The organism is Streptomyces sp. NPDC034049, from assembly GCF_055575575.1.
Genome location: NZ_JBVISJ010000006.1, coordinates 337347 through 361492, shown reverse-complemented (window position 1 = coordinate 361492; position 24146 = coordinate 337347). Strand labels below are relative to the sequence as shown.

21 protein-coding genes and 1 pseudogene are annotated in these 24146 nt (G+C 72.3%); 10 read left to right on the top strand and 12 right to left on the bottom strand.

The genetic code is table 11. The features are described from left to right. The first annotated feature begins 99 nt into the window (after positions 1-99). Positions 100-1155: an LLM class F420-dependent oxidoreductase gene (locus ACZ52C_RS20355; protein ID WP_469076027.1), complete on the top strand. Its 1056-nt coding sequence runs from the start codon at positions 100-102 to the stop codon at positions 1153-1155. Between the two features lie 292 nt (positions 1156-1447). Next, entirely contained in the window at positions 1448-2236 is a 789-nt protein-coding gene (locus ACZ52C_RS20350; protein ID WP_469076026.1) for a ferritin-like domain-containing protein, read from the top strand. A 91-nt stretch (positions 2237-2327) separates the two neighbouring features. Here ACZ52C_RS20350 and corA read toward each other — a convergent pair whose 3' ends face one another. Next, positions 2328-3323, bottom strand: coding sequence for a magnesium/cobalt transporter CorA (gene corA, locus ACZ52C_RS20345; protein ID WP_469076025.1), 996 nt, complete (start codon positions 3321-3323; stop codon positions 2328-2330). A 74-nt stretch (positions 3324-3397) separates the two neighbouring features. Between corA and ACZ52C_RS20340 the strand changes: the two genes are divergently transcribed. The 5 genes from ACZ52C_RS20340 to ACZ52C_RS20320 all read left to right on the top strand — a co-directional run bounded on the left by ACZ52C_RS20340 (position 3398) and on the right by ACZ52C_RS20320 (position 8470). Beyond that, positions 3398-4084 carry a histidine phosphatase family protein gene (locus ACZ52C_RS20340; RefSeq protein ID WP_469076024.1) on the top strand — a complete coding sequence of 229 codons (687 nt, stop codon included), beginning with the start codon at positions 3398-3400 and terminating at the stop codon, positions 4082-4084. Between the two features lie 98 nt (positions 4085-4182). Then, on the top strand, positions 4183-4773 hold the full coding sequence (locus ACZ52C_RS20335) for a DUF3090 domain-containing protein (RefSeq protein ID WP_033531640.1): 591 nt from the start codon (positions 4183-4185) through the stop codon (positions 4771-4773). Further along, complete coding sequence (locus ACZ52C_RS20330; RefSeq protein ID WP_469076023.1) at positions 4737-5594, top strand: SCO1664 family protein; 858 nt, start codon at positions 4737-4739, stop codon at positions 5592-5594. The genes ACZ52C_RS20335 and ACZ52C_RS20330 overlap by 37 nt, the downstream gene beginning before the upstream one ends. 213 nt (positions 5595-5807) lie before the next feature. Beyond that, the gene (mshC, locus tag ACZ52C_RS20325; RefSeq protein WP_469076022.1) at positions 5808-7037 is read left to right on the top strand and encodes a cysteine--1-D-myo-inosityl 2-amino-2-deoxy-alpha-D-glucopyranoside ligase; all 1230 of its coding nucleotides are present in this window, start codon (positions 5808-5810) and stop codon (positions 7035-7037) included. 407 nt (positions 7038-7444) lie between these two features. Next, the gene (locus tag ACZ52C_RS20320) at positions 7445-8470 is read left to right on the top strand and encodes an SMP-30/gluconolactonase/LRE family protein (protein ID WP_469076021.1); all 1026 of its coding nucleotides are present in this window, start codon (positions 7445-7447) and stop codon (positions 8468-8470) included. A gap of 118 nt (positions 8471-8588) precedes the next feature. Here the strand turns inward: ACZ52C_RS20320 and ACZ52C_RS20315 are convergent, their stop codons facing one another. The 8 genes and pseudogenes from ACZ52C_RS20315 to ACZ52C_RS20280 form a co-directional block, all read right to left on the bottom strand. Next, positions 8589-9599, bottom strand: a complete 1011-nt coding sequence (locus ACZ52C_RS20315) for a PAC2 family protein (RefSeq protein ID WP_469076020.1) — start codon at positions 9597-9599, stop codon at positions 8589-8591. A gap of 169 nt (positions 9600-9768) precedes the next feature. Further along, entirely contained in the window at positions 9769-10440 is a 672-nt protein-coding gene (locus tag ACZ52C_RS20310; protein WP_469076019.1) for a FadR/GntR family transcriptional regulator, read from the bottom strand. 113 nt (positions 10441-10553) lie between these two features. After that, entirely contained in the window at positions 10554-11852 is a 1299-nt protein-coding gene (locus tag ACZ52C_RS20305) for an amidohydrolase (protein ID WP_469076018.1), read from the bottom strand. Then, the gene (locus ACZ52C_RS20300) at positions 11849-12661 is read right to left on the bottom strand and encodes a nucleoside phosphorylase (protein WP_469076017.1); all 813 of its coding nucleotides are present in this window, start codon (positions 12659-12661) and stop codon (positions 11849-11851) included. The genes ACZ52C_RS20305 and ACZ52C_RS20300 overlap by 4 nt, the downstream gene beginning before the upstream one ends. Further along, positions 12658-13572 (bottom strand): ABC transporter permease, encoded by a 915-nt coding sequence (locus tag ACZ52C_RS20295; protein WP_469076016.1) that lies wholly within the window; start codon positions 13570-13572, stop codon positions 12658-12660. Before ACZ52C_RS20295 ends, ACZ52C_RS20300 begins: the two co-directional genes overlap by 4 nt. After that, positions 13572-14669, bottom strand: coding sequence for an ABC transporter permease (locus ACZ52C_RS20290; RefSeq protein ID WP_469076015.1), 1098 nt, complete (start codon positions 14667-14669; stop codon positions 13572-13574). The genes ACZ52C_RS20295 and ACZ52C_RS20290 overlap by 1 nt, the downstream gene beginning before the upstream one ends. A gap of 1 nt (position 14670) precedes the next feature. After that, a pseudogene (locus ACZ52C_RS20285) lies at positions 14671-16430 on the bottom strand (ABC transporter ATP-binding protein). Continuing rightward, the gene (locus ACZ52C_RS20280) at positions 16411-17511 is read right to left on the bottom strand and encodes a BMP family ABC transporter substrate-binding protein (RefSeq protein WP_469076014.1); all 1101 of its coding nucleotides are present in this window, start codon (positions 17509-17511) and stop codon (positions 16411-16413) included. The pseudogene ACZ52C_RS20285 and the gene ACZ52C_RS20280 overlap by 20 nt, the downstream one beginning before the upstream one ends. A 360-nt stretch (positions 17512-17871) precedes the next feature. Between ACZ52C_RS20280 and mtnA the strand changes: the two genes are divergently transcribed. After that, positions 17872-18903: an S-methyl-5-thioribose-1-phosphate isomerase gene (gene mtnA / locus ACZ52C_RS20275; RefSeq protein WP_469076013.1), complete on the top strand. Its 1032-nt coding sequence runs from the start codon at positions 17872-17874 to the stop codon at positions 18901-18903. A 69-nt stretch (positions 18904-18972) separates the two neighbouring features. Here the strand turns inward: mtnA and mtnB are convergent, their stop codons facing one another. The 3 genes from mtnB to ACZ52C_RS20260 are packed head-to-tail and all read right to left on the bottom strand — an operon-like array spanning position 18973 to position 20908. Continuing rightward, positions 18973-19581, bottom strand: a complete 609-nt coding sequence (mtnB, locus tag ACZ52C_RS20270) for a methylthioribulose 1-phosphate dehydratase (RefSeq protein ID WP_469076012.1) — start codon at positions 19579-19581, stop codon at positions 18973-18975. Next, positions 19578-20312 (bottom strand): acireductone synthase, encoded by a 735-nt coding sequence (mtnC, locus tag ACZ52C_RS20265; RefSeq protein ID WP_469076011.1) that lies wholly within the window; start codon positions 20310-20312, stop codon positions 19578-19580. Before mtnC ends, mtnB begins: the two co-directional genes overlap by 4 nt. Further along, a complete protein-coding gene (locus ACZ52C_RS20260) occupies positions 20309-20908 on the bottom strand; it encodes a 1,2-dihydroxy-3-keto-5-methylthiopentene dioxygenase (RefSeq protein ID WP_469076010.1) in 600 nt (199 codons plus the stop codon). The genes mtnC and ACZ52C_RS20260 overlap by 4 nt, the downstream gene beginning before the upstream one ends. Before the next feature lie 530 nt (positions 20909-21438). Between ACZ52C_RS20260 and ACZ52C_RS20255 the strand changes: the two genes are divergently transcribed. Both ACZ52C_RS20255 and ACZ52C_RS20250 read left to right on the top strand, forming a co-directional pair. Beyond that, positions 21439-22548, top strand: a complete 1110-nt coding sequence (locus tag ACZ52C_RS20255; protein WP_469076009.1) for a substrate-binding domain-containing protein — start codon at positions 21439-21441, stop codon at positions 22546-22548. Beyond that, a complete protein-coding gene (locus ACZ52C_RS20250; protein WP_469076008.1) occupies positions 22535-24088 on the top strand; it encodes a sugar ABC transporter ATP-binding protein in 1554 nt (517 codons plus the stop codon). The genes ACZ52C_RS20255 and ACZ52C_RS20250 overlap by 14 nt, the downstream gene beginning before the upstream one ends. Positions 24089-24146 lie beyond the last annotated feature (58 nt).

The window sequence follows — 24146 nt, the reverse complement described above, 5'->3', positions numbered from 1 at the left end:
CCGCCGTACGACCTCCGCCTCCCGGGCTCTGCCGCGGCACCGCCCGGTAGGGTCGGCGGAAACACGGACGTTACCGATCGGTAAGGGAAGGCGGTCTCTATGAAGCTCGGGATCAACCTCGGCTACTGGGGTGCCGGAATGGACGGGGACAACCTGGCCGTGGCCCAGGAGGCCGACCGGCTGGGGTACGCGGTGTGCTGGGCCGCGGAGGCGTACGGCTCGGACGCCGCCACCGTCCTCAGCTGGGTCGCCGCCAAGACCGACCGCATCGACGTGGGTTCGGCCATCTTCCAGATCCCGGCCCGCCAGCCCGCGATGACCGCGATGACGGCCGCGACGCTGGACTCGCTCTCCGGCGGCCGCTTCCGGCTCGGCCTCGGCGTCTCCGGACCGCAGGTCTCCGAGGGCTGGTACGGGGTCAAGTTCGACAAGCCCCTCGCCCGCACCCGCGAGTACGTGGAGATCGTCCGCAAGGCGATGACCCGGGAGCGCCTGTCCCACGAGGGCGAGCACTGGACGCTGCCGCTGCCCGGCGGCCCCGGCAAGCCGCTGAAGCTGACCGTGCACCCCACCCGTGAGCACATCCCGCTGTACATCGCCGCGATCGGCCCGAAGAACCTGGAGCAGACCGGCGAGATCGCCGACGGCGCCCTGCTGATCTTCCCCTCCGCCGCGCACCTGGAGGACACGGCGATCACGTACCTGCGGGCGGGACGGGAGAAGGCCGGCAAGACCCTCGACGGGTTCGACGTCTGTCCGACCCTCCCCCTCGCCGTCGGCGACGACAAGGACGTGACGACGCTCGCCGACACCTTCCGCCCGTACACCGCGCTGTACGTCGGCGGCATGGGCAGCCGCAAGCAAAACTTCTACAACCAGCTCGCCCAGCGCATGGGGTACGAGAAGGAGGCCGCCGAGATCCAGGACAAGTACCTGGCCGGCGACAAGGCGGGCGCCGCGGCGGCCATTCCGCACGAGCTGATCGACCAGACGACGCTGCTCGGTTCCGTGGAGCGCATCGCCGACCGGATGAAGGCCTACGCCGAGGCCGGGGTCACCACCCTCACCCTCGCCCCGGCGGGCTTCACCCTGGACGAGCGGATCGCCTCGCTCCGGGCCGGCACCGAGGCCATGGAGCTGGCCGGGCTCGCGTAACCCGAACGGCGCAACCGCCGGCGAGCGCCGGAACCGGCCGCAACCGAAGGGCGGCGGCCGGGGGGCGGGGGTTCGGAGAGTTCCGCGGCCGTGGTGGGGGCTCGGGGGTCTTCCCCGCCACGGCCGTCACGGAGGACAACGCGGCGCGACCCGCTCGGTTACGCGTTCGCGCCGCCCCGGCATCCTTCGTTCGGCGGATTTGTCCGACACAGCTGTTGCCCGGCTCCTGGTACCCCATTTGACTCGTTTTCTGCAGGACCCCTGCCAGGACCCCTGCAGAGAGGTGCCTCAGATGCTTTCGGCCAAGAGTCTCTTCCAGGAGATCGTCGACAACGACGAGTCCTTCCGGCTGTTCTGTTCCATCGCCGCCAGCGGCGAGACACAGGGCGGCTGGGAGAACGGGCGCATCGCCGCGCTCGTCCCGCAGAGCGAGCGCGCGCTCGCACCGAAGATCACCCGTCACGGTGCCGACGAGGACAAGCACGGGCGGATCTTCCACGCCCTGATGAAGAAGCGCGGTCTCCAGCCGGTGGAGGTCCCGCCCGAGACCGACTACACCATGCTCCTCGAACGCCGCGGCATCGGTCTCGCGCACGAGAAGCTCAAGGCCGACCAGGCCCTCACGCTGCGGGACGTCATCGTCTACCTGTCCCACAGCCGGGTCACCGAACAGCGCGCCGCCGACCAGATGGTGATGCTCCGCAAGCACTTCGCGGACCACCCCGAGATCGGCAAGGCGGTCCGGATGATCTCCGACGACGAGGACAACCACCTCGCCTACACCCACGAGGAACTGCTGCGCTACGCGGCCGCCGGACACGGCCGTCTGATCCAGCGGACCCTGCGCGAGTGCGCCCTCGCGGAGATCGCCGTCCACCGGGACGTCAGCCTGGCCGTGATGGACCGGATGGGGCGCGTCCTCGGCTGGCCCAGGGCGAAGGCGGCCGTCCTCGCCGCCGGCATCCACGCCGTGTACGCGTACGAGCGGGCCGTCGGCTGGCGCCGCATGGTGACCCTGGCGATGCCGGAACGCCGCGACGCCCTGGGCGGACCGGCGACCGCCGCCCCCGAGTTCGCCTGAGCACCTCGCACACCCGCCACGCGCGCGTGGCCGCAAGGTCCGCCCACGCGCGCGTACGGCACGGGCGACGGCGGCAGGGGGCGTTCGTCGGCTACAGCCAGCCGCGGCGCTTGAAGAGCCGGTACACCAGCACCTCCGTCACGACCATCAGGGCCATCAGCGCCGGGTACGACCACACCCAGCGCAGTTCGGGCATGTGCTCGAAGTTCATGCCGTAGACGCCGGCGGCCATGGTCGGGATCGCGGCCATCGCCGCCCAGGCCGAGATCTTCCGCATGTCGTCGTTCTGGCGGACGCTCATCTGCGCCAGATGCGCGGAGAGGATGTCGGAGACCAGCCGGTCCAGCCCCTCGACGGACTCGTTGACGCGGGTGAGATGGTCGTTGACGTCACGGAAGAACGGCTGGGCCTTCTCCTCGACGAAGGGCACCGCCTGGGTGGAGGTGCCGGTGCCCGAGAGCCGGACGAGCGGTGCGGCGAGCGGGCCGGTGGCCCGGCGGAACTCCAATACCTGGCGTTTGAAGGTGTAGATCCGGGACGCCGTGTTCCGTGAGCCGCCGAGGTCGGGGGAGAAGACCTCCGTCTCCAGCTCCTCCAGGTCGGTCTGGAGCTCGGTCGCCACCTCCAGATAGTGGTCGACGGTGGCGTCCGTGATCGCGTACAGCACCGACGTGGGCCCCTTGCCGAGCAGTTCGGGCTCCTGCTCCAGACGACGGCGTACGACGCCCAGCGGTGCGCCCTCGCCGTGGCGGACGGTCACGACGAAGGCGTGGCCGAGGAAGACCATCACCTCGCCGCTGGTCACGGTGTCACTGGACGGCTCGTACACGACCGGCTTGAGGACCATGAACAGCGAGTCGTCGTACACCTCCAGCTTCGGCCGCTGGTGGGCCTTCAGCGCGTCCTCCACGGCCAGCGGATGCAGCGCGAACTCCTCGGTGACCAGGGCGAACTCCTTCTCCGACGGCTCGTGCAGGCCGATCCACACGAAGCCGCCGGAGGCACGGGCGGCGGCCAGTGCGTCGGAGAGGTCGTCGGGGCCCTCGGTGCGGTGCCCGTCGCGGTAGACGGCACAGTCGACGATCACGGGGAGTTTCCTTTCGCGGGGCCTTGTCCACAGGGCCGGGGGAGGTCGTCGGGCAGGCGTCTAGGCTGGGGCGCATGCCCACGTTGATCCTTGTCCGGCACGGACGTTCCACCGCCAACACCGAGCGCGTGCTCGCCGGGTGGACGCCCGGGGTCGCGCTCGACGAGCGAGGCGCCGCGCAGGCCGCGGCGCTGCCCGGCCGCCTCGCCGGGCTGCCGATCGCCGAGGTCGTCACCAGCCCGCTCCAGCGCTGCCAGGAGACGATCGGGCCGCTGCTCGACAGCCGGCCCGGCCTCGTCCCCCACACCGACGAGCGGATCGGCGAGTGCCACTACGGCGACTGGTCCGGCCGCAAGCTCGCCGAGCTGAACGACGAGCCGCTGATGCAGGTCGTCCAGGCGCATCCGACGGCCGCCGCGTTCCCGGGCGGTGAGTCGATGCGGGCCATGCAGCACCGGGCCGCGGAGGCGGTCCGGGAGTGGAACGCGCGCGTGGAGCGCGACCACGGCGCGGACGCCGTGTACGTGATGTGCTCGCACGGCGACATCATCAAGTCGCTCGTCGCGGACGCACTCGGACTTCATCTGGACCTCTTCCAGCGGATCTCTGTCGAACCGTGTTCCATCACCGCGATCCGTTACACCCGACTCAGGCCGTTTCTCGTCCGTCTCGGCGACACCGGGGACCTCTCGTCCCTGGCGCCGCGCGAGGAGCCCCCGAGCGGTGACGCGACCGTGGGGGGCGGTGCGGGGGCACCGTGATCGTCAACCGCAGTAGGGTGAAGCGGTCGCGGCGGCGCTGAACCTTCTCAGCAGCCGACGCGGCCCGGTCCCGACGTCGATTCCAATGGAGACAGGACGTGTCCCGTCAGGTGTTCCTCTACGACCCCCCGGACCGCTTCGTGGCCGGTACGGTCGGGCTGCCCGGGCGCCGTACCTTCTTCCTGCAGGCCTCCTCGGGGCAGCGCGTCACCAGCGTCGCCCTGGAGAAGACCCAGGTGGCCGCGCTCGCCGAGCGCATGGACGAACTGCTGGACGAGGTCGTGCGGCGCAGCGGCGGCAGCGCGGCGGTGCCGGCCGTCGCCCCCACCGAGGTGTCCGACACGGCACCGCTGGAGACCCCCGTCGAGGAGGAGTTCCGGGTCGGCACCATGGCGCTGGCCTGGGACGGCGACGAGGAGCGGATGATCGTCGAGGCCCAGGCCCTGGTCGAGCTGGACGCCGACTCCGAGGAGGACCTGGCCGAGGCGGAGGAGCGGATGCTCCAGGACGAGGAGAACGGCCCGCCGATGCTCCGCGTCCGCCTCACCGGCACGCAGGCCCGGGCCTTCGCCAAGCGCGCCCTCGACGTCGTCAACGCGGGGCGGCCGCCGTGCCCGCTGTGCAGTCTGCCGCTCGACCCGGAAGGACACGTATGTCCGCGCCAGAACGGATACCGGCGCGGGGAGTGACCTCCTCCGCCGAGCCGGCGCCCACCCCGCCGGCCGAGCCGTCGGTCCGGCTGCTGGCCGAGGGCGAGCTGACCGTGCGCGGACAGGTGCGGGAGGCGTCCAACGCGGTGCTGTACTGCACGGTCTCGCTCGAAGGCCAGGAGGCCGCCTGCGTCTACAAGCCCGTCGCCGGGGAGCGGCCCCTGTGGGATTTCCCCGACGGGACGCTCGCACAGCGGGAGGTCGCCGCGTACGAGGTGTCCGAGGCGACCGGCTGGGGGCTCGTCCCGCCCACCGTGCTGCGGGACGGGCCGTACGGGCAGGGCATGTGCCAGCTGTGGATCGAGGGCACGCCCGGGTCCGAGCTGCTGGCCCTCGTCGAGGGCGAGGAGGCCGGGGCGGGCTGGAAGGCCGTCGGCTTCGCGCAGGTCGGGGAGGGCGAGACCGCGCTCCTCGTGCACGCCGACGACCAGCGGCTGCGGCGGCTCGCCGTCCTCGACGCGGTCGTCAACAACGCCGACCGCAAGGGCGGGCACCTTCTGCCCGCCGCTGAGGGGCGGCTCTACGGCATCGACCACGGAGTGACCTTCAACGTCGAGAACAAGCTGCGCACGCTGCTGTGGGGCTGGGCGGGGGAGCCGCTCACGGACGAGGCCGTGGGCGTGCTGGAGCGGCTGCGGGACGCGCTCGGCGAGGGCGGGGCGCTGGCCGCGAAACTCGTCGCGTTGATCACACCGGCCGAGCTGGACGCCACACGGGAGCGGGTCGCCGCGCTGCTGAAGAGCGGACGCCACCCGGAGCCGAGCGGCGAGTGGCCGGCGATCCCCTGGCCCCCGGTCTGAGGGCACCCTCGGTCACGAGGCGCTGCTGCGCCCACCCGTGCCGCCCCAGCGGCACGACTGCCCGCAGAGAGCCGAAGACCAGGGCGCGCCCCATCAGGGGCACAGGGAACTGCGCGACCAGCCACGTACTGGCCGACAGCCGCAGAACAAGGCGTACCCCTGAGTACCCGGGCGCCCGGCATGGCAACGCGGCGATCGGGTTAGGCTCGTGGCATGCATGCCTGGCCCGCTTCTGAGGTCCCCGCCCTGCCCGGCAAGGGCCGCGACCTTCGGATCCACGACACCGCGACCGATGGGCTCATCACCCTTGACCCCGGTCCCGTCGCCCGTATCTACGTCTGCGGTATCACTCCGTACGACGCAACCCACATGGGTCACGCGGCGACCTACAACGCGTTCGACCTCGTTCAGCGTGTGTGGCTCGACACCAAGCGGCAGGTTCACTACGTCCAGAACGTGACGGACGTCGACGACCCCCTGCTGGAGCGGGCCGAGCGCGACGCCATCGACTGGGTGGCCCTCGCCGAGAAGGAGACCGCCCTCTTCCGCGAGGACATGACCGCCCTGCGGATGCTCCCGCCCCGCCACTACATCGGCGCGGTCGAGGCCATCCCCGGCATCGTTCCGCTCGTCGAGCGGCTCCGTGACTCCGGCGCCGCGTACGAACTCGAAGGGGACATCTACTTCTCCGTCGAGTCCGACCCCGACTTCGGCAAGGTCTCCCGCCTCGACGCCGCCACGATGCGCCTGCTCTCCGCCGAGCGCGGGGGCGACCCGGACCGGCCGGGCAAGAAGAACCCCCTCGACCCCATGCTCTGGATGGCCGCACGCGAGGGCGAGCCCAGCTGGGACGGCGGCTCCCTCGGCCGCGGTCGGCCCGGCTGGCACATCGAGTGTGTCGCCATCGCCCTCGACCATCTCGGCATGGGCTTCGACGTCCAGGGCGGCGGCTCCGACCTCGCCTTCCCGCACCACGAGATGGGCGCCTCCCACGCGCAGGCGCTGACCGGCGAGTTCCCCATGGCCAAGGCGTACGTCCACGCCGGCATGGTCGCGCTGCACGGCGAGAAGATGTCGAAGTCCAAGGGGAACCTGGTCTTCGTCTCCGCGCTGCGCCGCGACGGGGTCGACCCGGCCGCGATACGGCTCGCGCTCCTCGCCCACCACTACCGGTCCGACTGGGAGTGGACCGACCAGGTGCTCCAGGACGCCGTGGCCCGGCTCGACCGGTGGCGCGCCGCCGTCTCCCGGCCCGACGGACCGCCCGCGGAGGCGCTGGTCGAGGAGATCCGCGAGGCCCTCGCGAACGACCTGGACGCGCCCACCGCGCTCGCCGCGGTCGACCGCTGGGCCGCCCTCCAGCAGGAGCGGGGCGGTACGGACGAGAGCGCGCCCGGTGTGGTGTCGCGCGCCGTGGACGCGCTCCTGGGCGTGGCCCTGTGAGGCCGTTGCAGTAACGACCCTGCCGTTGCAGTAACGACTCTGCACAGGCGTCTCCGACGCCACACGTGCACGAGGAACCTCGATGGGGCGCGTCCTCCGACCGGAGGACGCGCCCCATCGCTCTGCGGCCGGGCCGCACGCCGGGCGGCCCGGCCGGCCCGCGAGCGGCCCGACCCGGACCCGAAGACGCGGTGCCCGGAGGGAAGTTCACCGGGCAGCGGAGGAGGAGCTGTTCGGCCGAGCCGGCCAGACCGTCACAATCCCGGCCGCGAGCCGTTCCGGGGCTGTCAAGGCGCTGTCGGTCGCGGGGCGAAGGGCTGCGGGGCCGGTCGGCATGTGATGGGGTGACAGACGTCAGTTGAAGCCGGACCGGCCAGCTGCCGGTCCCTTCGTGGAAGGGACGCACAGTGGCACCCCCGCTCCCCCCGCATCCCACGCACTCCCTGTCCGCCCGCCCCGCCCCCCACCTCAGTCGGCGAAGGCTGCTCACGGCGTCGGCCGCCACCGCCGGCGCACTGCTCGTCGGGACCTCCGCCGCCTCCGCCACGTCCGCCGCCTCCGCGACCGGCTCGGCCTCCGGGGACCCCTGGCCCGACGTCATCCCCCTGCCGAACGGCTTCCGTCCCGAGGGCATCACCATCGGCGCCGGCCCCTACGCCTACCTCGGCTCCCTCGGCGACGGCTCGATCTACCGCGCCGACCTGCGCACCGGCGCGGGCCGCGTCATCTCGGCGGGCCCCGGTACGCCCTCCGTGGGGCTCAAACTCGACGACCGGGGACGGCTGTTCGTCGCCGGGCGCGGTCAGGGCGCCCGGGTCGTGGACGTCCGTACCGGCAGGATCGTCGCGTCGTACACGCTCACCACAAGGACGCCGACCTTCGCCAACGACGTCTTCCTCACCCCGAGCGCCGCCTGGTTCACCGACTCGTTCCAGCCCGCCCTGTACGCCCTGCCGATCGGCTCCGACGGCCGGCTGCCGGGCCCGGACGAGGTCGTCACGGTCACCCTCAGCGGCGCCTGGACCCAGACGCCGGGCGAGGTGGTCAACGCCAACGGGATCACCCGCACCCCGGACGGCAAGGCCCTCCTGGTCGTCCAGTCCGGTGTCGGTGGCCTCCACCGGGTGAACCCGCGGACCGGCGTCACGACCCTGGTCGACCTGGGTGACGCGGCGCCCCTCACCAACGGTGACGGCCTGCTGCTGCTCGGCCGGCGGCTCTATGTCGTGCAGAACCGGCAGAACGCGATCGACGTGTTCCACCTCTCGGCCGACGGCCGCAGCGGCATCTTCGAGGGCCGCCTCCACGACGCCGACTTCGACGTCCCGACCACGGTCGCGGCCCACAAGAACCGCCTGTACCTGCCGAACGCCCGCTTCACCACGACCCCGACCTCGGACACGACCTACGCGGTGGTGGCGATCAAATGCTGAGCACCTAGCAACTCCCGGTCCAGTTCCCCGCGCCCCAAGGGGCGCGGGGAACTGCGCGACCAGCCACGACGAACCCGCAGATCCCGCGCAGCGTCACCGCAACGGCATCCCCGGCCCACTACTCCTCCGACGAATCCTCGCCCTCGTCCTCGCCTGCGGCCTCCGGCCGCGACGGCTTCGGCGGCCGTGCACGCCCGCCGGGGTTCTCCTTCGGATTCCACGCGCCGGGGCCCGTGTCACCTCCGTCGGCCGTGGCATGCCCCCCGGCCGGACCTGCGGTTCCGGGCCCACCGTCCCGCCGCCGCAGATAGCGCTCGAACTCACGGGCGATCGCCTCGCCCGACGCCTCCGGCAGCTCCGCCGTGTCCCGGGCCTCCTCCAGCGTCTGCACGTACTCGGCGACCTCGCTGTCCTCCGCCGCCAGCTGGTCCACGCCCACCTGCCAGGCGCGCGCGTCCTCGGGCAGCTCGCCCAGCGGGATGCGTACGTCGATGAGGTCCTCCAGGCGGTTCAGGAGGGCCAGTGTCGCCTTCGGGTTCGGCGGCTGCGACACGTAGTGCGGCACCGCCGCCCAGAGCGAGACCGCGGGGACACCGGCGTGCGTGCACGCCTCCTGGAGGATGCCGACGATGCCCGTGGGCCCCTCGTACTTGGTCTCCTCCAGATCCATCCGCTGCGCCAGGTCCGGGTCGGACGTGACACCGCTGACCGGGACCGGACGTGTGTGCGGGGTGTCGCCGAGCAGCGCGCCCAGGACGACCACCAGCTCCACGCCCAGCTCGTGGGCGAAGCCCAGCAGCTCGTTGCAGAACGAGCGCCAGCGCATCGACGGTTCGATGCCTCGGACGAGTACGAGATCGCGGGGCTTGTCGCCGCCGACCCTGACCACCGACAACCTTGTCGTCGGCCAGGTGATCTTCCGTACGCCGCCGTCCAGCCACACCGTGGGACGGTTCACCTGGAAGTCGTAGTAGTCCTCGGCGTCCAGCGCCGCGAACACCTCGCCCTTCCATTCCCGGTCCAGATGCGCGACCGCGGTGGAGGCGGCGTCGCCGGCGTCGTTCCAGCCTTCGAACGCGGCCACCATCACTGGGTCGATCAGCTCGGGAACCCCCTCCAGCTCGATCACCCAGCGCCTCCTTCCGACGTGCCCTCGCGTACGCCCCAACCTTACGGCGTGCCGAGGGGCCCTCCGCAGCCCCCTTGCACGGGGGAGTGAACGGATCACTGCCCCGTTCGCACGACTCAAACACGCGTCGGCGGCCGGAGCCTGAGGTGATCGACTTCTCGGAGCGACGTCAGAGCGACGATCGCAGCCACTGCTCCACGCTCGCGATGTGCGCCGTCGCCCAGGAACGCGCGGCGTCGGCGTCGCGGTCGCGGAGGGCGGCCAGGATGGCGCGGTGCTCGTGCAGGGTCCGGCTGACGGCGTCCTCCTGGGTCAGTCCGCGCCAGATGCGGGCCCGTGTGGTGGGGCCGGACAGACCGTCGAGCAGCGAGCAGAGCACGGAGTTCCCCGAGGAATGCACGATGCCCCGGTGGAACTCCAGGTCGCAGGCGACCAGTTCCTCCACCGACGGAGCGGTGCCGAGCTTGTCCAACTGGGCCGAGAGCGCGTCCAGTTGCTGCTCGCTGATCTTCAGGGCGGCCATCGCCGTCGCCGCCGGTTCCAGGATGCGGCGCACGGCGAGGAACTCCAGGACCGTGTCGTCGCGGTGGAAGTCGACGACGAAGCTCAGCGCCTCCAGCAGGAGTTGGGGATCGAGACTGGTCACGTAGGTGCCGTCGCCCTGCCGTACGTCCAGGATGCGGATCAACGACAGGGCGCGCACGGCCTCGCGCAGGGAGTTGCGGGACAGTCCGAGGTCGGCGGCGAGCTCGCTCTCCTTGGGGAGCCGGTCGCCGGGGCGCAGCGCGCCGGCGACGATCATGCCCTTGATCTTCTCGATCGCCTCGTCGGTGACTGCCATGGCGACCCCTCCCTGTCATGCGCGGTCGTTCCGGACATTCTTCGTGCTTCGGTGGTTACGGGTCGTTCAGACATCCGATGTATCAGGCCATTATGAGGGCTCCACCGTGTCCATCAGGCCAAAGTTTCCAGGTCCGCCAGGGCCGCCGCCTCGTCCAGGGTGGTGAGGACCCGCTCGCGCATCAGCACCCTCCCCTCGACGACGGTGTCGCGTACGTCCGCCGAGTGCGCGGCGTAGGCGAGGGTGGACCACGGGTCGTGGAGGGGCCGCAGATGCGGGGCGCCCAGGTCGAGCACGATCAGATCGGCCCGCTTGCCCGGCTCCAGGGAACCCAGGTGATCGCCGAGACCCAGCGCGCGGGCCCCCTCGATCGTCGCCATGCGCACCGCCCGCTCCGCGCCGACGGCGGTGGGGTCGCCGGCCGCCTTGTGCACCAGCGCCGCCTGCCGTACGGCCCCCAGCACGTCCAGCGTGTTCGAGCTGACCGCCCCGTCCGTGCCCAGCCCGACCGTGACGCCCGCGCCCAGCAGCCGGGGCACCGGCGCGATCCCGCAGCCCAGCTTCAGGTTCGACACCGGGCAGTGGGCGACCGAGGCCCCGGTCCGGGCCAGCGCCGCGATCTCCGGGCCGGTGAGGTCGACCGCGTGGGCGAGCAGCAGATCGGGGCCGAGCAGCCCGAGCGAGTCCAGCAGCTCCACCGGGCGCTTGCCGTACCGCCTCTCCACCGTGGCGACCTCGGTGGCGTTCTCCGCCGCGTGGATGTGCAGCAGCGCCCCGAACTCCCCTGCCAGGGCGGCTATGTCGAGCAGCTGATCCGGGTCGAGCGTGTACGTCGAGTGCGCGAAGAGGACCGGGCGGGTGCCCGGTCGGCAGGAGCGGTCGGCGAGGTCCCGCCGGGCCCACTCCAGCCGTTCCCCGTACGCCCGGCCGTCGGCGGGGTCGGGGACGTCCATGAAGGTCGGGCCGGTGTGCAGCCGCCAGCCCGTCTCGCGCGCCACCCGCTCGGCCGCCTCGTGGAACCAGTACATGTCCAGCGCGGACGTCACCCCGGCCCGCACGCTCTCGGCGATCGCCACCCGCACCGCCGCCGCCACGTTCCTCGGCGACAGCAGCCGCGCCTCCCACCGCAGCACCCGCTCCAGGAACCCCTGGAGCGTGACGTCGTCCGCGCGGCCCCGCAGGAGCGTCATCGCCAGGTGGGTGTGGGCGTTGACCAGCCCGGGGAGCACCAGGCAGCCCTCGGCGTCGAGGGTCTCGGCCGCCGCGTAGGCCGCCTTCAGGTCCTTTGCCGCTCCGACCGCGAGGATCTCGCCGTCCCGGACGGCGACCGCCCCGTCGCGCAGCAGGGTTCCGGCCTCGTCGACGGTCAGGACGTCACCGCCGTGGACCAGCAGATCGACGTGCTCGCTCACGCGGCGCCCCCCTCGACCCCGTCTCCCGGGGACCCGGTCCCCGCGTCCCCGAATCCCTCGTCCCCGTACTCCTCGGCCAGCAGCCGCAGTGCCTCCAGCGACACGACCGCCCCCCGCTCCACGCCCCGTGCGACGACCTCGCGGTGCGGGTCGTAGCCGCCGGTCGTCTCGACGTCGACCAGTTCGTCGGCGTTCGCACCGTCCACGACGAGGACCCCGCCGGCGAGCAGACCGCGCAGCGAAGCCGTCACGTACAGCGCCGACAGCTCCATCTCGATGGCCGCGAGCCCGGCACGGTCGTACGCGTCGAGCGGGATGAGGCCAGGCTGGAAGGCCGCCCTCGTCCATACGATGCCCCGATGATGCGGCGCTCCCACCTCGCGGGCGGCACGCTGGAGCGCGAGGACCGCCTCGGGGGCGGAGACGGCCGGGTACTCGGGCGGCAGCAACTGCTGGGTCACCCCGTCGTCGCGTACGGCCGCCTCGGCGATCACGAGATCGCCGTCGCCGATCCCGGGCCTCATCGCGCCGGCCGTGCCGAACCGCAGGAAGGTGCGGACCCCCGCGTCCGCCAGCTCCTGGAACAGCAGGATCGCGCCCGGACCGCCCACCCCGTGCGAGGCGACCACGACCGGCACACCCTTCCAACTCCCGCTGAACACACGGTACTCACGGTGGTACGACACCTCCTCGGCGCCGTCCAGCAGCGCGGCGACCGCCGCGGCGCGAGCCGGGTCGCCGACCACGACCGCGCGCGGCGGCAGCCCGGCCCTGGGTATGCGGGTGATGGGCAGGACGTCCTGTGTCATGCGGTGGCTCCAGAGCGATTCGTGCCGGTGCTGCGTGCGCCGGTGCTGCCTGTGCTGGTGCTGCGACCGGTACGGCGACGGCGGCGGGCCGTCGTCAGGAAGAGGGCGCCGAGCGTGACGACGTACGGCGCGGCGTCCGTCGCCTGCTGCGGCAGGCCGAGCCCCTGGAGGCGGAAGCCGGCCGCCTCGGCGAGACCGAAGAGCAGGGCGGCGAGCAGGACGCCGAGCGGCAGCGCGCGGCCGAGCATCACGGCCACCACGGCGATCCAGCCTCGGCCGGCCGTCATGTTCTCGGAGAACAACGTGACGTTCCCCAGGGCGAGTTGGGCTCCCGCGAGCCCGCACAGCACACCGGAGACGAGTACCGCCGCGTACTTGTACCTGGCCGGGCTCACCCCGAGCGTGGCCGCCGCGTCCGGCGCCTCGCCGACCCCGCGCAGCCGCAGCCCCCACACATGGCGGGAGAGCGCGAGCGCGGCGACCCCGACGGCCGCCCACGCCACGTACGCCAGCGGGGAGAGACCGCCGATCAGCGGGAGCCCGGCGAGCGACGGATCGTCGAACGTGCCCTGGACGCCGAAGACCGTGCGGAGCAGGAAGCTGGTGAGGCCCACGGCGAGGAGGTTCATGGCGATGCCGAGGACCACCGCGTCGCCGCGCAGGGTCACCGCGCCGACGGCGAGGACGAGGGAGTACACCGCCGCCGCCAGCGCCGCCGCGAGGACACCGAGCCACGGGCTGCCGGTGAACCAGCTGGTGGTCACCGCCGTGAAGCAGCCCAGCAGCATCATGCCCTCCAGGCCGATGTTGAAGACCCCCGCCCGCTCGCACAGGGCGCCGCCGAGTGCGGCCAGCAGGATGGGGGTGAGCGCCCGCAGCGCGGACATCACGAGATCGGAGTCGAAGAACATCAGACGAACTCCCCCTGTGGCGAAGGCTCTTGGGTGTTCTTCGGCGGCACGGTCCGTCGGCCGTCCGTCCGGCGTCGCGCCGGGAGACGCAGCCGGGCCGCGAGGAACACGATGACGACGGCCTGGAGGACCTGGGTCAGCTCGCGCGGCACCTCGGTCGTTCGCTCCATCGACAGCCCGCCGACCTGGAGGACCGCGAAGAAGAACGAGGCGAGGAGCGTGCCGAGCGGCGCCGCCGCCGCGAGGAGCGCGGCCGTCAGCCCCGTCCAGGTGTAGCCGGGCGCGGTGAGCGAGCCGTCAAGGAAGCGGTACGGGAAGCTCAGGACCCCGATCGCGCCGACCAGCCCGGCCAGCGCGCCCGACACCGTCATCAGCCGGAGCGTCAGCCCCGCCCGCTCCACACCGGCGTACGCCGTGAAACGCGGGTTGAGACCGGTCATCCGGATCTCGTAGCCGAGCGCCGTCCGCCGGTCGGTGAACCAGTACGCGACCGCCACCAGCACCACCAGCACCAACCCCGCGGTCACCGTCGATCCGCCGAACGCGGGCAGCGCCACGCCCTCCGGGAGCCGGCGCGTCTGGGGGAGGCTGGAGCCGGGCTCCTTGAGCGGATAGCGGGCCAGATAGGAGGCGAGCGACACCGCCGGATAGCTCAGCAGAAGGCTGCTGACCAGGAGCGGAACGCCGAGCCGGTTCTCGCACAGCGCGGCCAGGGCGGCGTACGCGGCGCCGGCCGCCATGCCCGCCAGCAGGGCGAGCGCGACGGTGAGCGGGGCCGGGAGCGGCGAGTACAGGCCGGTGACCGCGGCCGTGACGCCGCCCAGGACCAACTGCCCGTCGCCGCCGAGGTTGATCAGCCCCGCACGGAGCGGAATCGCGAGCGCCAGGGCCATGCCGAGCACACTCGTACCGGTGGTGAGCGTCGAGCCGATGCCGTCGGCGCCGAGCGAACCGGTCAGGACGGCACCGTACGCGGTCAACGGGTCGGCGCCCGTGCCGAACAGGAACAGGGCGCCGATGAGGACGCCCGCGAGGACGGAGAAGGCGACGGGGGAGCGCAGGGCCGCTGTCAGCCGGCCCCTGAGTATGGGGTTCATGTCAGTGCCCGGCCTCCACCGGGGCCGTGCCGCCTCCGGCGGCGCTCGTGGCGTCGGCGGCGTCGGCTTCGTCGTCGGTGTCGTCGAGGTCGCCGCTCGCGCCGCTGCCGCCGCTCGCGCCGCTGCCGCCGCTCGCGCCGCTGCCGCCGCTCGCGCCGCTGCCGCCGCTCGCGCCGCTGCCGCCGGCCATCGCGAGACCCAGCACGCTCTCGTCCGCGTCGCCCTTGTCGTACACGGCGGTCACCCGGCCCTCGTACATGACCAGCACCCGGTCCGACAGCCCCCGGATCTCGCTCAGTTCGGCGGAGACGAGGAGGACCGCGTGCCCGGCGTCACGGTGGGCGATCAGGTCGTCGTGGATGTTCTGGACGGCGCCGATGTCGACGCCGCGCGTGGGCTGTTCGCCAGCAACAGCGGTGACTCATGGGCGAGTTCGCGGCCGATGAGGAGCTTCTGCAGATTGCCGCCGGACAGCGCCGACGCGGGCGCCCCCGGGCTCGGCGTCCTGATGCCGAACCGCTCGATCAGCCGCCGCGCGTGGTCGCGTACGGCGGCGGGCGCGAGCAGACCGATCCGGGACCCGGCCGACAGCGACGTACGGTGGTGCCCCATGGCCAGGTTCTCCGCCACGGAGGCCGCCGGTGCAGTACCCACGGCGTGACGGTCCTCCGGCACGTACGCGAGGCCCCGGGCGCGCCGTTCGGTCGCCGAGGCGTGGGTGACGTCCTCGCCCCGCAGCCGGATCCGGCCCGAGGTCACCGGGCGCAACCCGGCGAGCGCCTCGACCAGTTCGCTCTGGCCGTTGCCGGCGACACCCGCGATGCCGAGGATCTCCCCGGCGCGGACGGTGAGCGCGACCTCGCGCACCCCGTCGGTGGTGAGGCCGTCGACGTCCAGCACGACCGCGCCCGGAGTGCCGGGCGCGTGCACCCGGTCCAACTCCACCGCACGGCCCGTCATCGCCGCCGCGATCTCGTCGGCGGTCGTGTCGGCGGTCCGCAGCCGGGCCACCACCCGGCCGTCCCGCAGCACCGTCACGTGGTCGCTGCCCTCCAGCACCTCGCGCAGCTTGTGTGTGACGAGGACCACCGTACGGCCTTGCTCCGCCAGCGACTTGAGCACCGCGAAGAGGGCGTCCGCCTCGGCGGGCGTCAGCACGGCCGTCGGCTCGTCCAGGATGAGGGTGCGGGCGCCGCGGTGCAGCAGCTTGAGGATCTCCACGCGCTGCCGCAGCCCGACCGGCAGATCGCCGACCCGGGCGTCCGGGTCGACCACCAGGCCGTGGTCCGCGCCGAGTTCACGGACCCGGTGGCGGGCAGCGGCCCGGTCCACCAGGCCGAAGCGGCGCGGCTCGGCGGCGTACACCACGTTCTCGGCGACCGTCAGCGAGTCGAACAGCTTGAAGCTCTGGTGGACCATGCCGAGCCCGGCGGCCATCGCGTCGGACGGCCCGGCGAAGGACACCTCGCGCCCGTCGATACGGATCGTGCCGGCGTCCGGGCGCTCCATGCCGTACAGGACCGACATGAGCGTGGACTTGCCCGCGCCGTTCTCGCCCATGAGGGCGTGGATCTCGCCGGGCCGGACGGCCAGGTCGACGCGGTCGTTGGCGAGGGTGCCGGGGTAGCGCTTGGTGATGCCGAGGAGTTCGACGGCGGGCGGCGCGTCGGAGCGGCCGGCCGCTCCCTCCGTGCGGGCGGGCCGGGCGTCGCCCGTGGACACCCCGGCTCCCGCCGGTTCGTCAGGCAGCCGCGGGGTCATCGACCTTCAGCTCTCCCGACACGATCCGGTCGCGCAGCGCCTCGACCTTCTCCAGCACGTCCTTGTGGTCGGCGATGACGCAACTCGACGACTCCACACCGTCCTCCAGGCCGGTGAGGGTGATGCCGCCCTCCTTCAGGCCGTACGACACGGTGCCGGTCCTGCCGTCGAGGACCCGCTCGATGCCCTTCTCCACCGCGACGTCCGTCCGCTTGACGACGTTGTCGACGACCGTGCCCGGCGCGGCGGGGCACTGGTTGACGTCGACGCCGTACGCGAACGCGCCCTTGGCCTTCGCCGCCTCGAACACGCCGTAGTTGCCCGCCGCGGCGGCGGCCATGATCTGGTCGTAGCCCTTGGCGAGCAGGGAGTTGGCCTGCTCCTTGGCGCGCGCGGAGTCGTCGAACGGGGACTGGCCGCCGACGAAGCGGGTCGAGGTCTCCGTCCTGGCCGCGACCTCCTTGGCACCGGCCGCGAACGGGTCGCTGAACCGGCGGAACTGGGGGGTGTCCAGCACGTCCACGGCGCCCACCTTGCCGCTCTCGCTCAGCAGGCCCGCCTCGGCGCCCGCGAGGAACACTCCTTCGTGCTCGCGGAACACCGCGCACGACACGTTCTCGAAGGTCTTCTCCGTGCACGCGTCCACGAGCAGGAACTGCTGCTTCGGGTGGGCCTCGGCCTGCTGGGCGACCAGGTCCGCGAACTCGAAGCCGACCAGCACGATCACATCCGGCTGCTCGTCGACCGCGGCCTGGACGTTCTGCTGCTGCGAGGAGGTGTCCGTGGACTCGTAGACCTTCTGCGAGCCGTCGTGCGCCTTCGCCGCCGCCTTCACGCCGGTCACGGCGTTCTTCAGGAACTCGTTCTGGCCGACGGCGTCCGGGGTGACGAGCGTGAAGCTCTTCCCGCTGCCACCACCGGCGGCGTCGTCGGCGGAGTCGTCCTTCTTCGCGGCCGCGTTGCAGGCGGTGGCCAGCAGGACGGTGCCGGTGGCGAGGGCGGCCAGCCGGAGCGAGCGGCGGGATCCGCGGGTGGGGCGGGCGGAGCGGGTGACGTCGGTGACGCCGGCGCTGCGGGGCATCGGGGGCGACCTTCCGGAGGGTGCGGCAAGGCGCGGGCTCGTCATCGTCGACGAGTCCTTAAAAAGGGGGTGGCGCGGGAGGTGGAGCGGTGCGGGGGAGGAGCGGCGGGGCGCCGAGGCGGTCTTCGCGACCGGCGTCAGCGGCGACAGCCGTCGCTCGCGCAGCGACCGTGGTCGAGGAAACGGCGCATGGTGAGCAGCACGGATCCTCCTTCACATCGGCCTACGGGCTGCGAGCGGTGCTGGACTGTAACACCGCTTTCCGGACGGACGCCCTGCCGTCTCGAACTGTGGTTTCCGACGGTTCTTCGAGGTCATGTACGGTGTCGGGCACCTTCGGAACACCAGGAGTGCCCCGCTATGCCCCAGGAACTGCGCGCCGTCGACTGGACCGGAAACAGCCTTGCGCTCATCGACCAGACGGTCCTGCCGCACCGCACCGAGACGGTCGAGATCCGTGACGTCGACGCCCTGGTCTCCGCCATCCAGCGCCTCGTCGTCCGGGGAGCTCCCGCGATCGGGGCCGCGGGCGCGTACGGGGTGGCGCTCGCGGTCCTGGAGGGCGAGCGGGAGGGCTGGTCGGCCGAGGAGGTACGGGCCGCGGTCGCCCGCGTGCGCGAGGCCCGGCCGACCGCGGTGAACCTGATGGTGTGCGTGGACCGGGTCATGACCCGGTTCGACGAGGGGCTGGAAGCGGTGCTGGAGGAGGCGGCCGCCGTCCAGCGCGAGGACGTCGAGGCGAACCGGGCGATGGGGGCGCATGGCGCCGACTGGCTGCTGAAGCGGGTGGGCGTCGACCGCCCGCTGCGTGTGCTGACGCACTGCAACACCGGGGCGCTGGCAACCGCCGGATGGGGTACGGCACTCGGCGTCATCCGCGAACTCCACGCACGCGGCCGCCTCGAGGTCGTCTACGCCGACGAGACACGCCCCCTCCTCCAGGGATCCCGCCTGACCGCCTGGGAGCTGGTCCAGGAGGGCATCCCGCACTACGTCCAGGCGGACAGCGCCGCCGCCGGCACGATCCTGCGGGGCGAGGTGGACGCCGCGATCGTGGGCGCGGACCGTATCGCCGCCAACGGCGACACCGCCAACAAGGTGGGCACGGTGGGCGTCGCCCTCGCCTGCGCCGACGCGGGCGTCCCGTTCCTCGTGGCCGCCCCCACGACCACGGTCGACCTCGACACCGCCTCCGGGTCCGACATCCACATCGAACTGAGGGGAGAGGACGAGGTGTTGGAGTGGGGCGGCATCCGCACGGCCCCGGCCGGGTCCCGGGGGCACAACCCGGCCTTCGACGTGACCCCGGGCCGCCTGGTGACGGCCCTGGTCACGGAGCGCGGGGTGCTGGAGGTGTCGACGGGCGAACTGCCGGGCGAGCGCCTGCGGTAGGTCCGCGCGTACCCCTGTACACGAGAAGGCGGCCCGGTCACCCTGACCGGGCCGCCTTCTGACGTGCCGTCAGCGCTCGGACAGTTCCAACTCCAGCAGCCACTCCACCACTTCGGTGTGGTGGCGGGCCTGACGGGGTGTGGCGCCCCAGACGTACAGGCCGTGCCCGGCGACGACCACCGCCGGCATACGGGGGTCACGGGCGGCCTCCAGACGGTCGCCCAGCTCCTTCATGTCCTGGCTGTTGGCGATGACGGGGAGGGTGACCTCGACGTCGTGGGCGGGCTGGCCGACTCCCTTGAGCATCTCCAGGTCCCGGAAGACGACGCCGCCGGGCTCGCGGCGCCCCATGGCGACCGAGGCGACCGTGTGGACGTGGACCACGGCCCCCGCCCCGGTCAGCGCGGCCACGCGCGCGTGCAGCTCGGCCTCGGCGGACGGCCTGCCACCCCGCACGGCGGCTCCGTTCCCGTCGACCAGCACCACGTCCGCGGGCGTCAGTTCACCCTTGTCGTGACCGCTCGCCGTCACCGCCAGCCGCAGCGGGTCGCGCGAGAGCACCACCGACAGATTGCCCGAGGTGCCGCGCATCCAGCCGAAGGAGGCGAAGCGGGCCGACTCGGCGGCCAGGACCGCGCCCGCCTCCTCCAGGTCGAGTGCCGAGATCTCGGTGGTCATGCGGTGCTCCTCGTGATGGTGATCTCGTCGAACGTCCCCGCCTGCGCGTGGTCGCCGACGCCGTGCTCGTAGTACGGCTCCCCGGGTCGGCGGATGCCGACGGTCCGCCAGCCGGCCTCCCGCGCCGCGTCCAGCTCGCCGGGCCGGTCGGAGAGGAAGAGGATGCGGCCGGGGGCGGCGGCGAGACCGAGGGCCGACGCGATCACACGGTACGACCCCGCCTCCTGCTTCGGCCCGGCGTTCTCCGTGTCGTACAACCCCTCGACCAGCGGCAGCAGATCCCCCTCGGGGCTCGACCGGAACCACGCGCGCTGGGCGGCCACGGAACCCGAGGAGTACACGTGGAGGCGTACGCCCGCCGCGTGCCAGGCGCGCAGGGCCGGCAGGACGTCGTCGTAGAAGTGGGAGACGAGGTCGCCGCGCGCGAAGCCCTCGGACCAGATGATGCCCTGGAGGGTCTTCAGCGGGGTCGCCTTGCGGTCCTCGTCCAGCCAGGCGTTGAGCGCCTTCTCGACCCGGGCGTCGTCCGCGTCCGGCTCGCCGAGGAGTTCCCGCACCTGGGCGACGGCCCGTGCCACGTCCGGATCGCCGCGCCGCTCGACGAGCAGTTCCCCGAACCGGGAGCGGGAGTACGGGTAGAGCACGTCGACGACGAACCCCGTGGCGCTCGTGGTGCCCTCGATGTCGAGCACCACGGAGTCGGGGGAGCCGATGCCGAGGTCCTGGCTCACGCCGCTGCCTTGTCCTGCCGGTATCCGGCGTCGATCGTGTCGTAGTCGGGGAAGCGGGAGGCGATGGTGGAGCCGGTGAAGTTGCCGATCCAGCCGTCCTCCTCGTGGAAGAAGCGGATCGCGGTGAACGACGGCGCGGTGCCCATGTCGAACCAGTGCGTGGTGCCGCGCGGCACGCCCAGCAGGTCGCCCTTCTCGCAGTAGACCGCGTGCACCTCACCGTCGACGTGCAGATAGAAGATGCCGGAGCCGGAGACGAAGAAGCGGACCTCGTCATCGTCGTCGTGGGTGTGCTCCTGGAGGAACTTCTCCCGGGCGGCCTTCGCCTTCACCGGGAACTCGGGGTCGTCGCTGGGGTGGAGGCCGAGGACGTCGACCGTGGTGAAGCCCTCCTCGGCGTTGAGCCGCTCGATCTCCGGGCCGTACGCGGCGAACACGGTCTCGCTGTCCGCGTCGAACGGGACGTCCTCACGGATCGGCCACTGCTCGTAGCGCACCCCGAGCGGCGCCAGCGCGGCCGCGATCTCGACGGGGTCGGCGGTACGGCGCACCACGGTCTCCGGACCGGACTCGGGCCAGGTGGTCAGCAGGGTCATGGGAGCAACTCCAGGAGTCTGGAAGGGATGTCCGGATACCGAGACGAGCACCCGGGCGGCTGGTAAGGGGGAAGTGAGGGGGCGAGCTACCGGTCAGCGGTGACACGGGGCGCCGGGACAACAGCGCGTACCGGGCATGCGCTGCGCCGTCGCGTCGGAAGTCGTCATCAGGGCCTCACTGTGGTGCCGGTCGGGTGCCGGTACCGCGATGGTAACGCCGGTCCGTGTACCGCCCACGTGTGACGTAGTCGTTGTCTCACGTGCTGAGAAACCGCTCTCATTGCTTTGACGCATGGCTGAAATCGTTCTCATGATCTGCGTATGAAGACGCTGCTGCTCGTACGGCGGCTGTACGTGGACCTGCTCCGGTCGACCACGGCCAGCTGTCGCTGACCACTCCCGGAGCCCCGTCGCGCCCTGACGTGCCCTGTCGTCCTGGGCGTTCGCCGTGCCTCGCACGGTGGCGCGTTTTCGCCCTCGCTCCGGGTCGAGTACGTCCTTCCTCCCCTCGCACCGCACCTGGAGCCGTCATGTCCCGCTCGTCCCGCCGTACCCGCCTCCCGCTCGCCGCCCTCTCCCTCGCCTCCGCCTCGGCCCTGCTGCTGTCGGCCTGCTCGCAGTCCACGGACGCCTCGAAGGACACCGGCGACACCGCCGCCAAGGCCTCCGCCGCCACCGGCAAGAAGCCCGCGCCCTTCGCTGACGGCGCGGTCAAGGTCGCCCTCGTCCGGCAGAGCGGCGCCGGCGACTACTTCGAGCAGTGGGGCAACGGCGCGAAGGCACAGGCCAAGGCCCTCGGCATCGACCTCACCGTGTACGACGCCCAGGCCGACAACGCCAAGCAGGCCACCGACCTGTCCTCGGCGATCAACTCCGGCGCCAAGGCGATCATCATCGACCACGGCTTCCCGGCGACGATCCAGCCGGAGATCGACAAGGCCGTGAAGAAGGGCATCAAGGTCGTCGTCTACGACGTGGAGACCGACACCAAGGGCGTCGTCTCCACCCGGCAGAACGACGCGAGCATGGCGCAGGCCGTCCTCGACGTGATGGCCAAGGAGGTCGGCAAGGACGCCAAGGTCGGTTACGTGAACGTCGCCGGCTACGCGGCCCTCGACAAGCGCGACACCGTCTGGAAGTCCACCGTCGAGGCGCAGGGCTGGAAGCAGGCCTTCAAGGTCGGCAAGGTCACCGACTCCACGGCCACCGACAACGTTCCCCTCGTCTCCGCCGCCCTCACCCAGAACTCCGACGTGGCGGGCGTCTTCGCCCCCTACGACGAACTGGCCAAGGGCACCGTCCTCGCCGTGCAGAACAAGAAGCTCCAGGACAAGGTCAAGGTCTTCGGCGCCGACGTCTCCAACGCCGACATCCAGGCCATCACGGCCAAGGACAGCCCCTGGGTCGCCACGGCCGGCACCGACCCGTCCGCCGTGGGCGCGGCCGTGGTCCGCACGACCGCGCTGGAGCTGGCCGGTCAGCTGAACAAGACCACCGTCGAGTTCCCGGCCGTCGCCATCACCCAGGACTTCCTGCGCGAGAAGAAGATCGAGAACATGGACCAGCTGCGCGAGGCGCTGCCCGCGCTGAACCTGTCGCAGGTCTCGACCGCCGACTGGATCTCGAATGTCGCCCACTGACACCGGTCCCGGGCAGGCGGACGGCGGCGCCGCCCTCGCCGCCGTCCGCCTGCGGGACATCAGCAAGGCCTTCGGCGGCAGAACGGTCCTCGCCTCCGTCTCGCTGGACATCGCGCCGGGCAGCGTGGTCGCGCTGCTCGGCGCGAACGGGGCCGGCAAATCCACGCTGATCAAGATCCTGTCCGGGGTCCACGCCGACCACGGCGGCGAGGTCCTGGTCGACGGCCGCCCGGTCGCCCTCCACAGCCCCCTGGCCGCCCGGCAGTTGGGCATCCAGACGGTCCACCAGCGCATCGGCGAGGGGGTCGTCCCCGGCCTGACCGTCGCCGAGAACCTGGTCTTCGAGGAACTGGCGCAGAGCCGCGGCAACCCGTTCCTCAACGGCGGCAGACTGCTCGCCCGCGCCCGGGAGATCCAGGCCGGCCTGGGCCTGGACTGGCCCGACGCCGTCCTCAAGCAGGACGTCACCGAACTCGGCATCTCCGACCGCCAGTTGCTGATCCTGGCCCGCGCCCTCGCCACCCGCCCCCGGCTGCTGATCCTGGACGAGCCGACCTCCGCGCTCTCCGCCGCCGAGGCCGAGCGCCTGTTCGCGCTGGTGGAGCGCATGCGGGCGGACGGCATCGCGGTCCTCTACGTCTCCCACCGCCTCGGTGAGATCGACGCCCTGGCCGACCGCCTGGTCGTCCTGCGGGACGGCCGTCTCACCGAGGACCAGGCGCGCCCCTTCGACTGGGACGCCGCCCTGCGCGCGATGCTCGCCCAGGCACAGGAGACCACCACCGCCCGCCCGGTCCGCGAGGGCGACCAGGGCGACGTCGTCCTCTCCCTGCGGGGCGTCCGCCTCTTCGAGGGCCGCACCCCGCTGGACCTCGACCTCCGCGGCGGTGAGGTCACCGGTGTCGTGGGCCTGCTGGGCGCCGGCAAGACCGAACTGGCCCGGGGCCTCTTCGGCGCTGAACCCTTCACCACCGGCACGGTCGAGCTGGACGGAAAGGCGTACACGCCCCGCCGCCCCGCCGACGCCATCCGCGGCGGCGTCCACCTCGTCCCCGAGGACCGGCACGCCGACGCCCTCGTCCCCGGCTGGTCGGTGGCCCGGAACATCTCCCTGCCGTTCCTGAAGTCCTTCTCCCGGCTGGGCCTGATGAACACGGCCCGGGAGAACGCCCTCGGCCGCGACACGATCGACGCCCTCGGTGTCGTCGCCCGCGACGAGCACAGCACCGTCGAGGAGCTGTCCGGCGGCAACCAGCAGAAGGTCGTCGTCGGCCGCTGGCTCGCCGAGACTCCCCGTGTCCTCATCCTGGACGAGCCGTTCCGAGGGGTGGACATCGGTGCCCGCCGGGACATCGGCCGCCGGGCCCGCGCCCTCGCCGGCGAGGGCGCCGCCGTGCTCGTCCTGTCCGCCGACGTCGACGAGGTCCTGGAGGTCGCCGACCGGGTCGTCGTGCTCGCCGCCGGAGAGATCCACCTCGACGCCTACGGCGAGGACGCGGAACGCGACCGCGTCATCCAGACCATCTCGGCGTCCGTGTGACCCCGGCCCGCCGCGCAGCGGCCCCAGCCCCGGGACCGGCACCCGGACCAGGACCAGG

What these genes read in the sequence shown, in the direction of transcription:
- ACZ52C_RS20355 (WP_469076027.1), top strand. Translation starts at nt 100, where the DNA reads ATGAAGCTCGGGATCAACCTCGGCTACTGGGGTGCCGGAATGGACGGG.
- ACZ52C_RS20350 (WP_469076026.1), top strand. Translation starts at nt 1,448, where the DNA reads ATGCTTTCGGCCAAGAGTCTCTTCCAGGAGATCGTCGACAACGACGAG.
- ACZ52C_RS20340 (WP_469076024.1), top strand. Translation starts at nt 3,398, where the DNA reads ATGCCCACGTTGATCCTTGTCCGGCACGGACGTTCCACCGCCAACACC.
- ACZ52C_RS20330 (WP_469076023.1), top strand. Translation starts at nt 4,737, where the DNA reads ATGTCCGCGCCAGAACGGATACCGGCGCGGGGAGTGACCTCCTCCGCC.
- mshC (WP_469076022.1), top strand. Translation starts at nt 5,808, where the DNA reads ATGCATGCCTGGCCCGCTTCTGAGGTCCCCGCCCTGCCCGGCAAGGGC.
- ACZ52C_RS20310 (WP_469076019.1), bottom strand. Translation starts at nt 10,440, where the DNA reads ATGGCAGTCACCGACGAGGCGATCGAGAAGATCAAGGGCATGATCGTC.
- ACZ52C_RS20300 (WP_469076017.1), bottom strand. Translation starts at nt 12,661, where the DNA reads ATGACACAGGACGTCCTGCCCATCACCCGCATACCCAGGGCCGGGCTG.
- ACZ52C_RS20295 (WP_469076016.1), bottom strand. Translation starts at nt 13,572, where the DNA reads ATGTTCTTCGACTCCGATCTCGTGATGTCCGCGCTGCGGGCGCTCACC.
- ACZ52C_RS20290 (WP_469076015.1), bottom strand. Translation starts at nt 14,669, where the DNA reads ATGAACCCCATACTCAGGGGCCGGCTGACAGCGGCCCTGCGCTCCCCC.
- ACZ52C_RS20280 (WP_469076014.1), bottom strand. Translation starts at nt 17,511, where the DNA reads ATGCCCCGCAGCGCCGGCGTCACCGACGTCACCCGCTCCGCCCGCCCC.
- mtnA (WP_469076013.1), top strand. Translation starts at nt 17,872, where the DNA reads ATGCCCCAGGAACTGCGCGCCGTCGACTGGACCGGAAACAGCCTTGCG.
- mtnB (WP_469076012.1), bottom strand. Translation starts at nt 19,581, where the DNA reads ATGACCACCGAGATCTCGGCACTCGACCTGGAGGAGGCGGGCGCGGTC.
- ACZ52C_RS20260 (WP_469076010.1), bottom strand. Translation starts at nt 20,908, where the DNA reads ATGACCCTGCTGACCACCTGGCCCGAGTCCGGTCCGGAGACCGTGGTG.
- ACZ52C_RS20255 (WP_469076009.1), top strand. Translation starts at nt 21,439, where the DNA reads ATGTCCCGCTCGTCCCGCCGTACCCGCCTCCCGCTCGCCGCCCTCTCC.
- ACZ52C_RS20250 (WP_469076008.1), top strand. Translation starts at nt 22,535, where the DNA reads ATGTCGCCCACTGACACCGGTCCCGGGCAGGCGGACGGCGGCGCCGCC.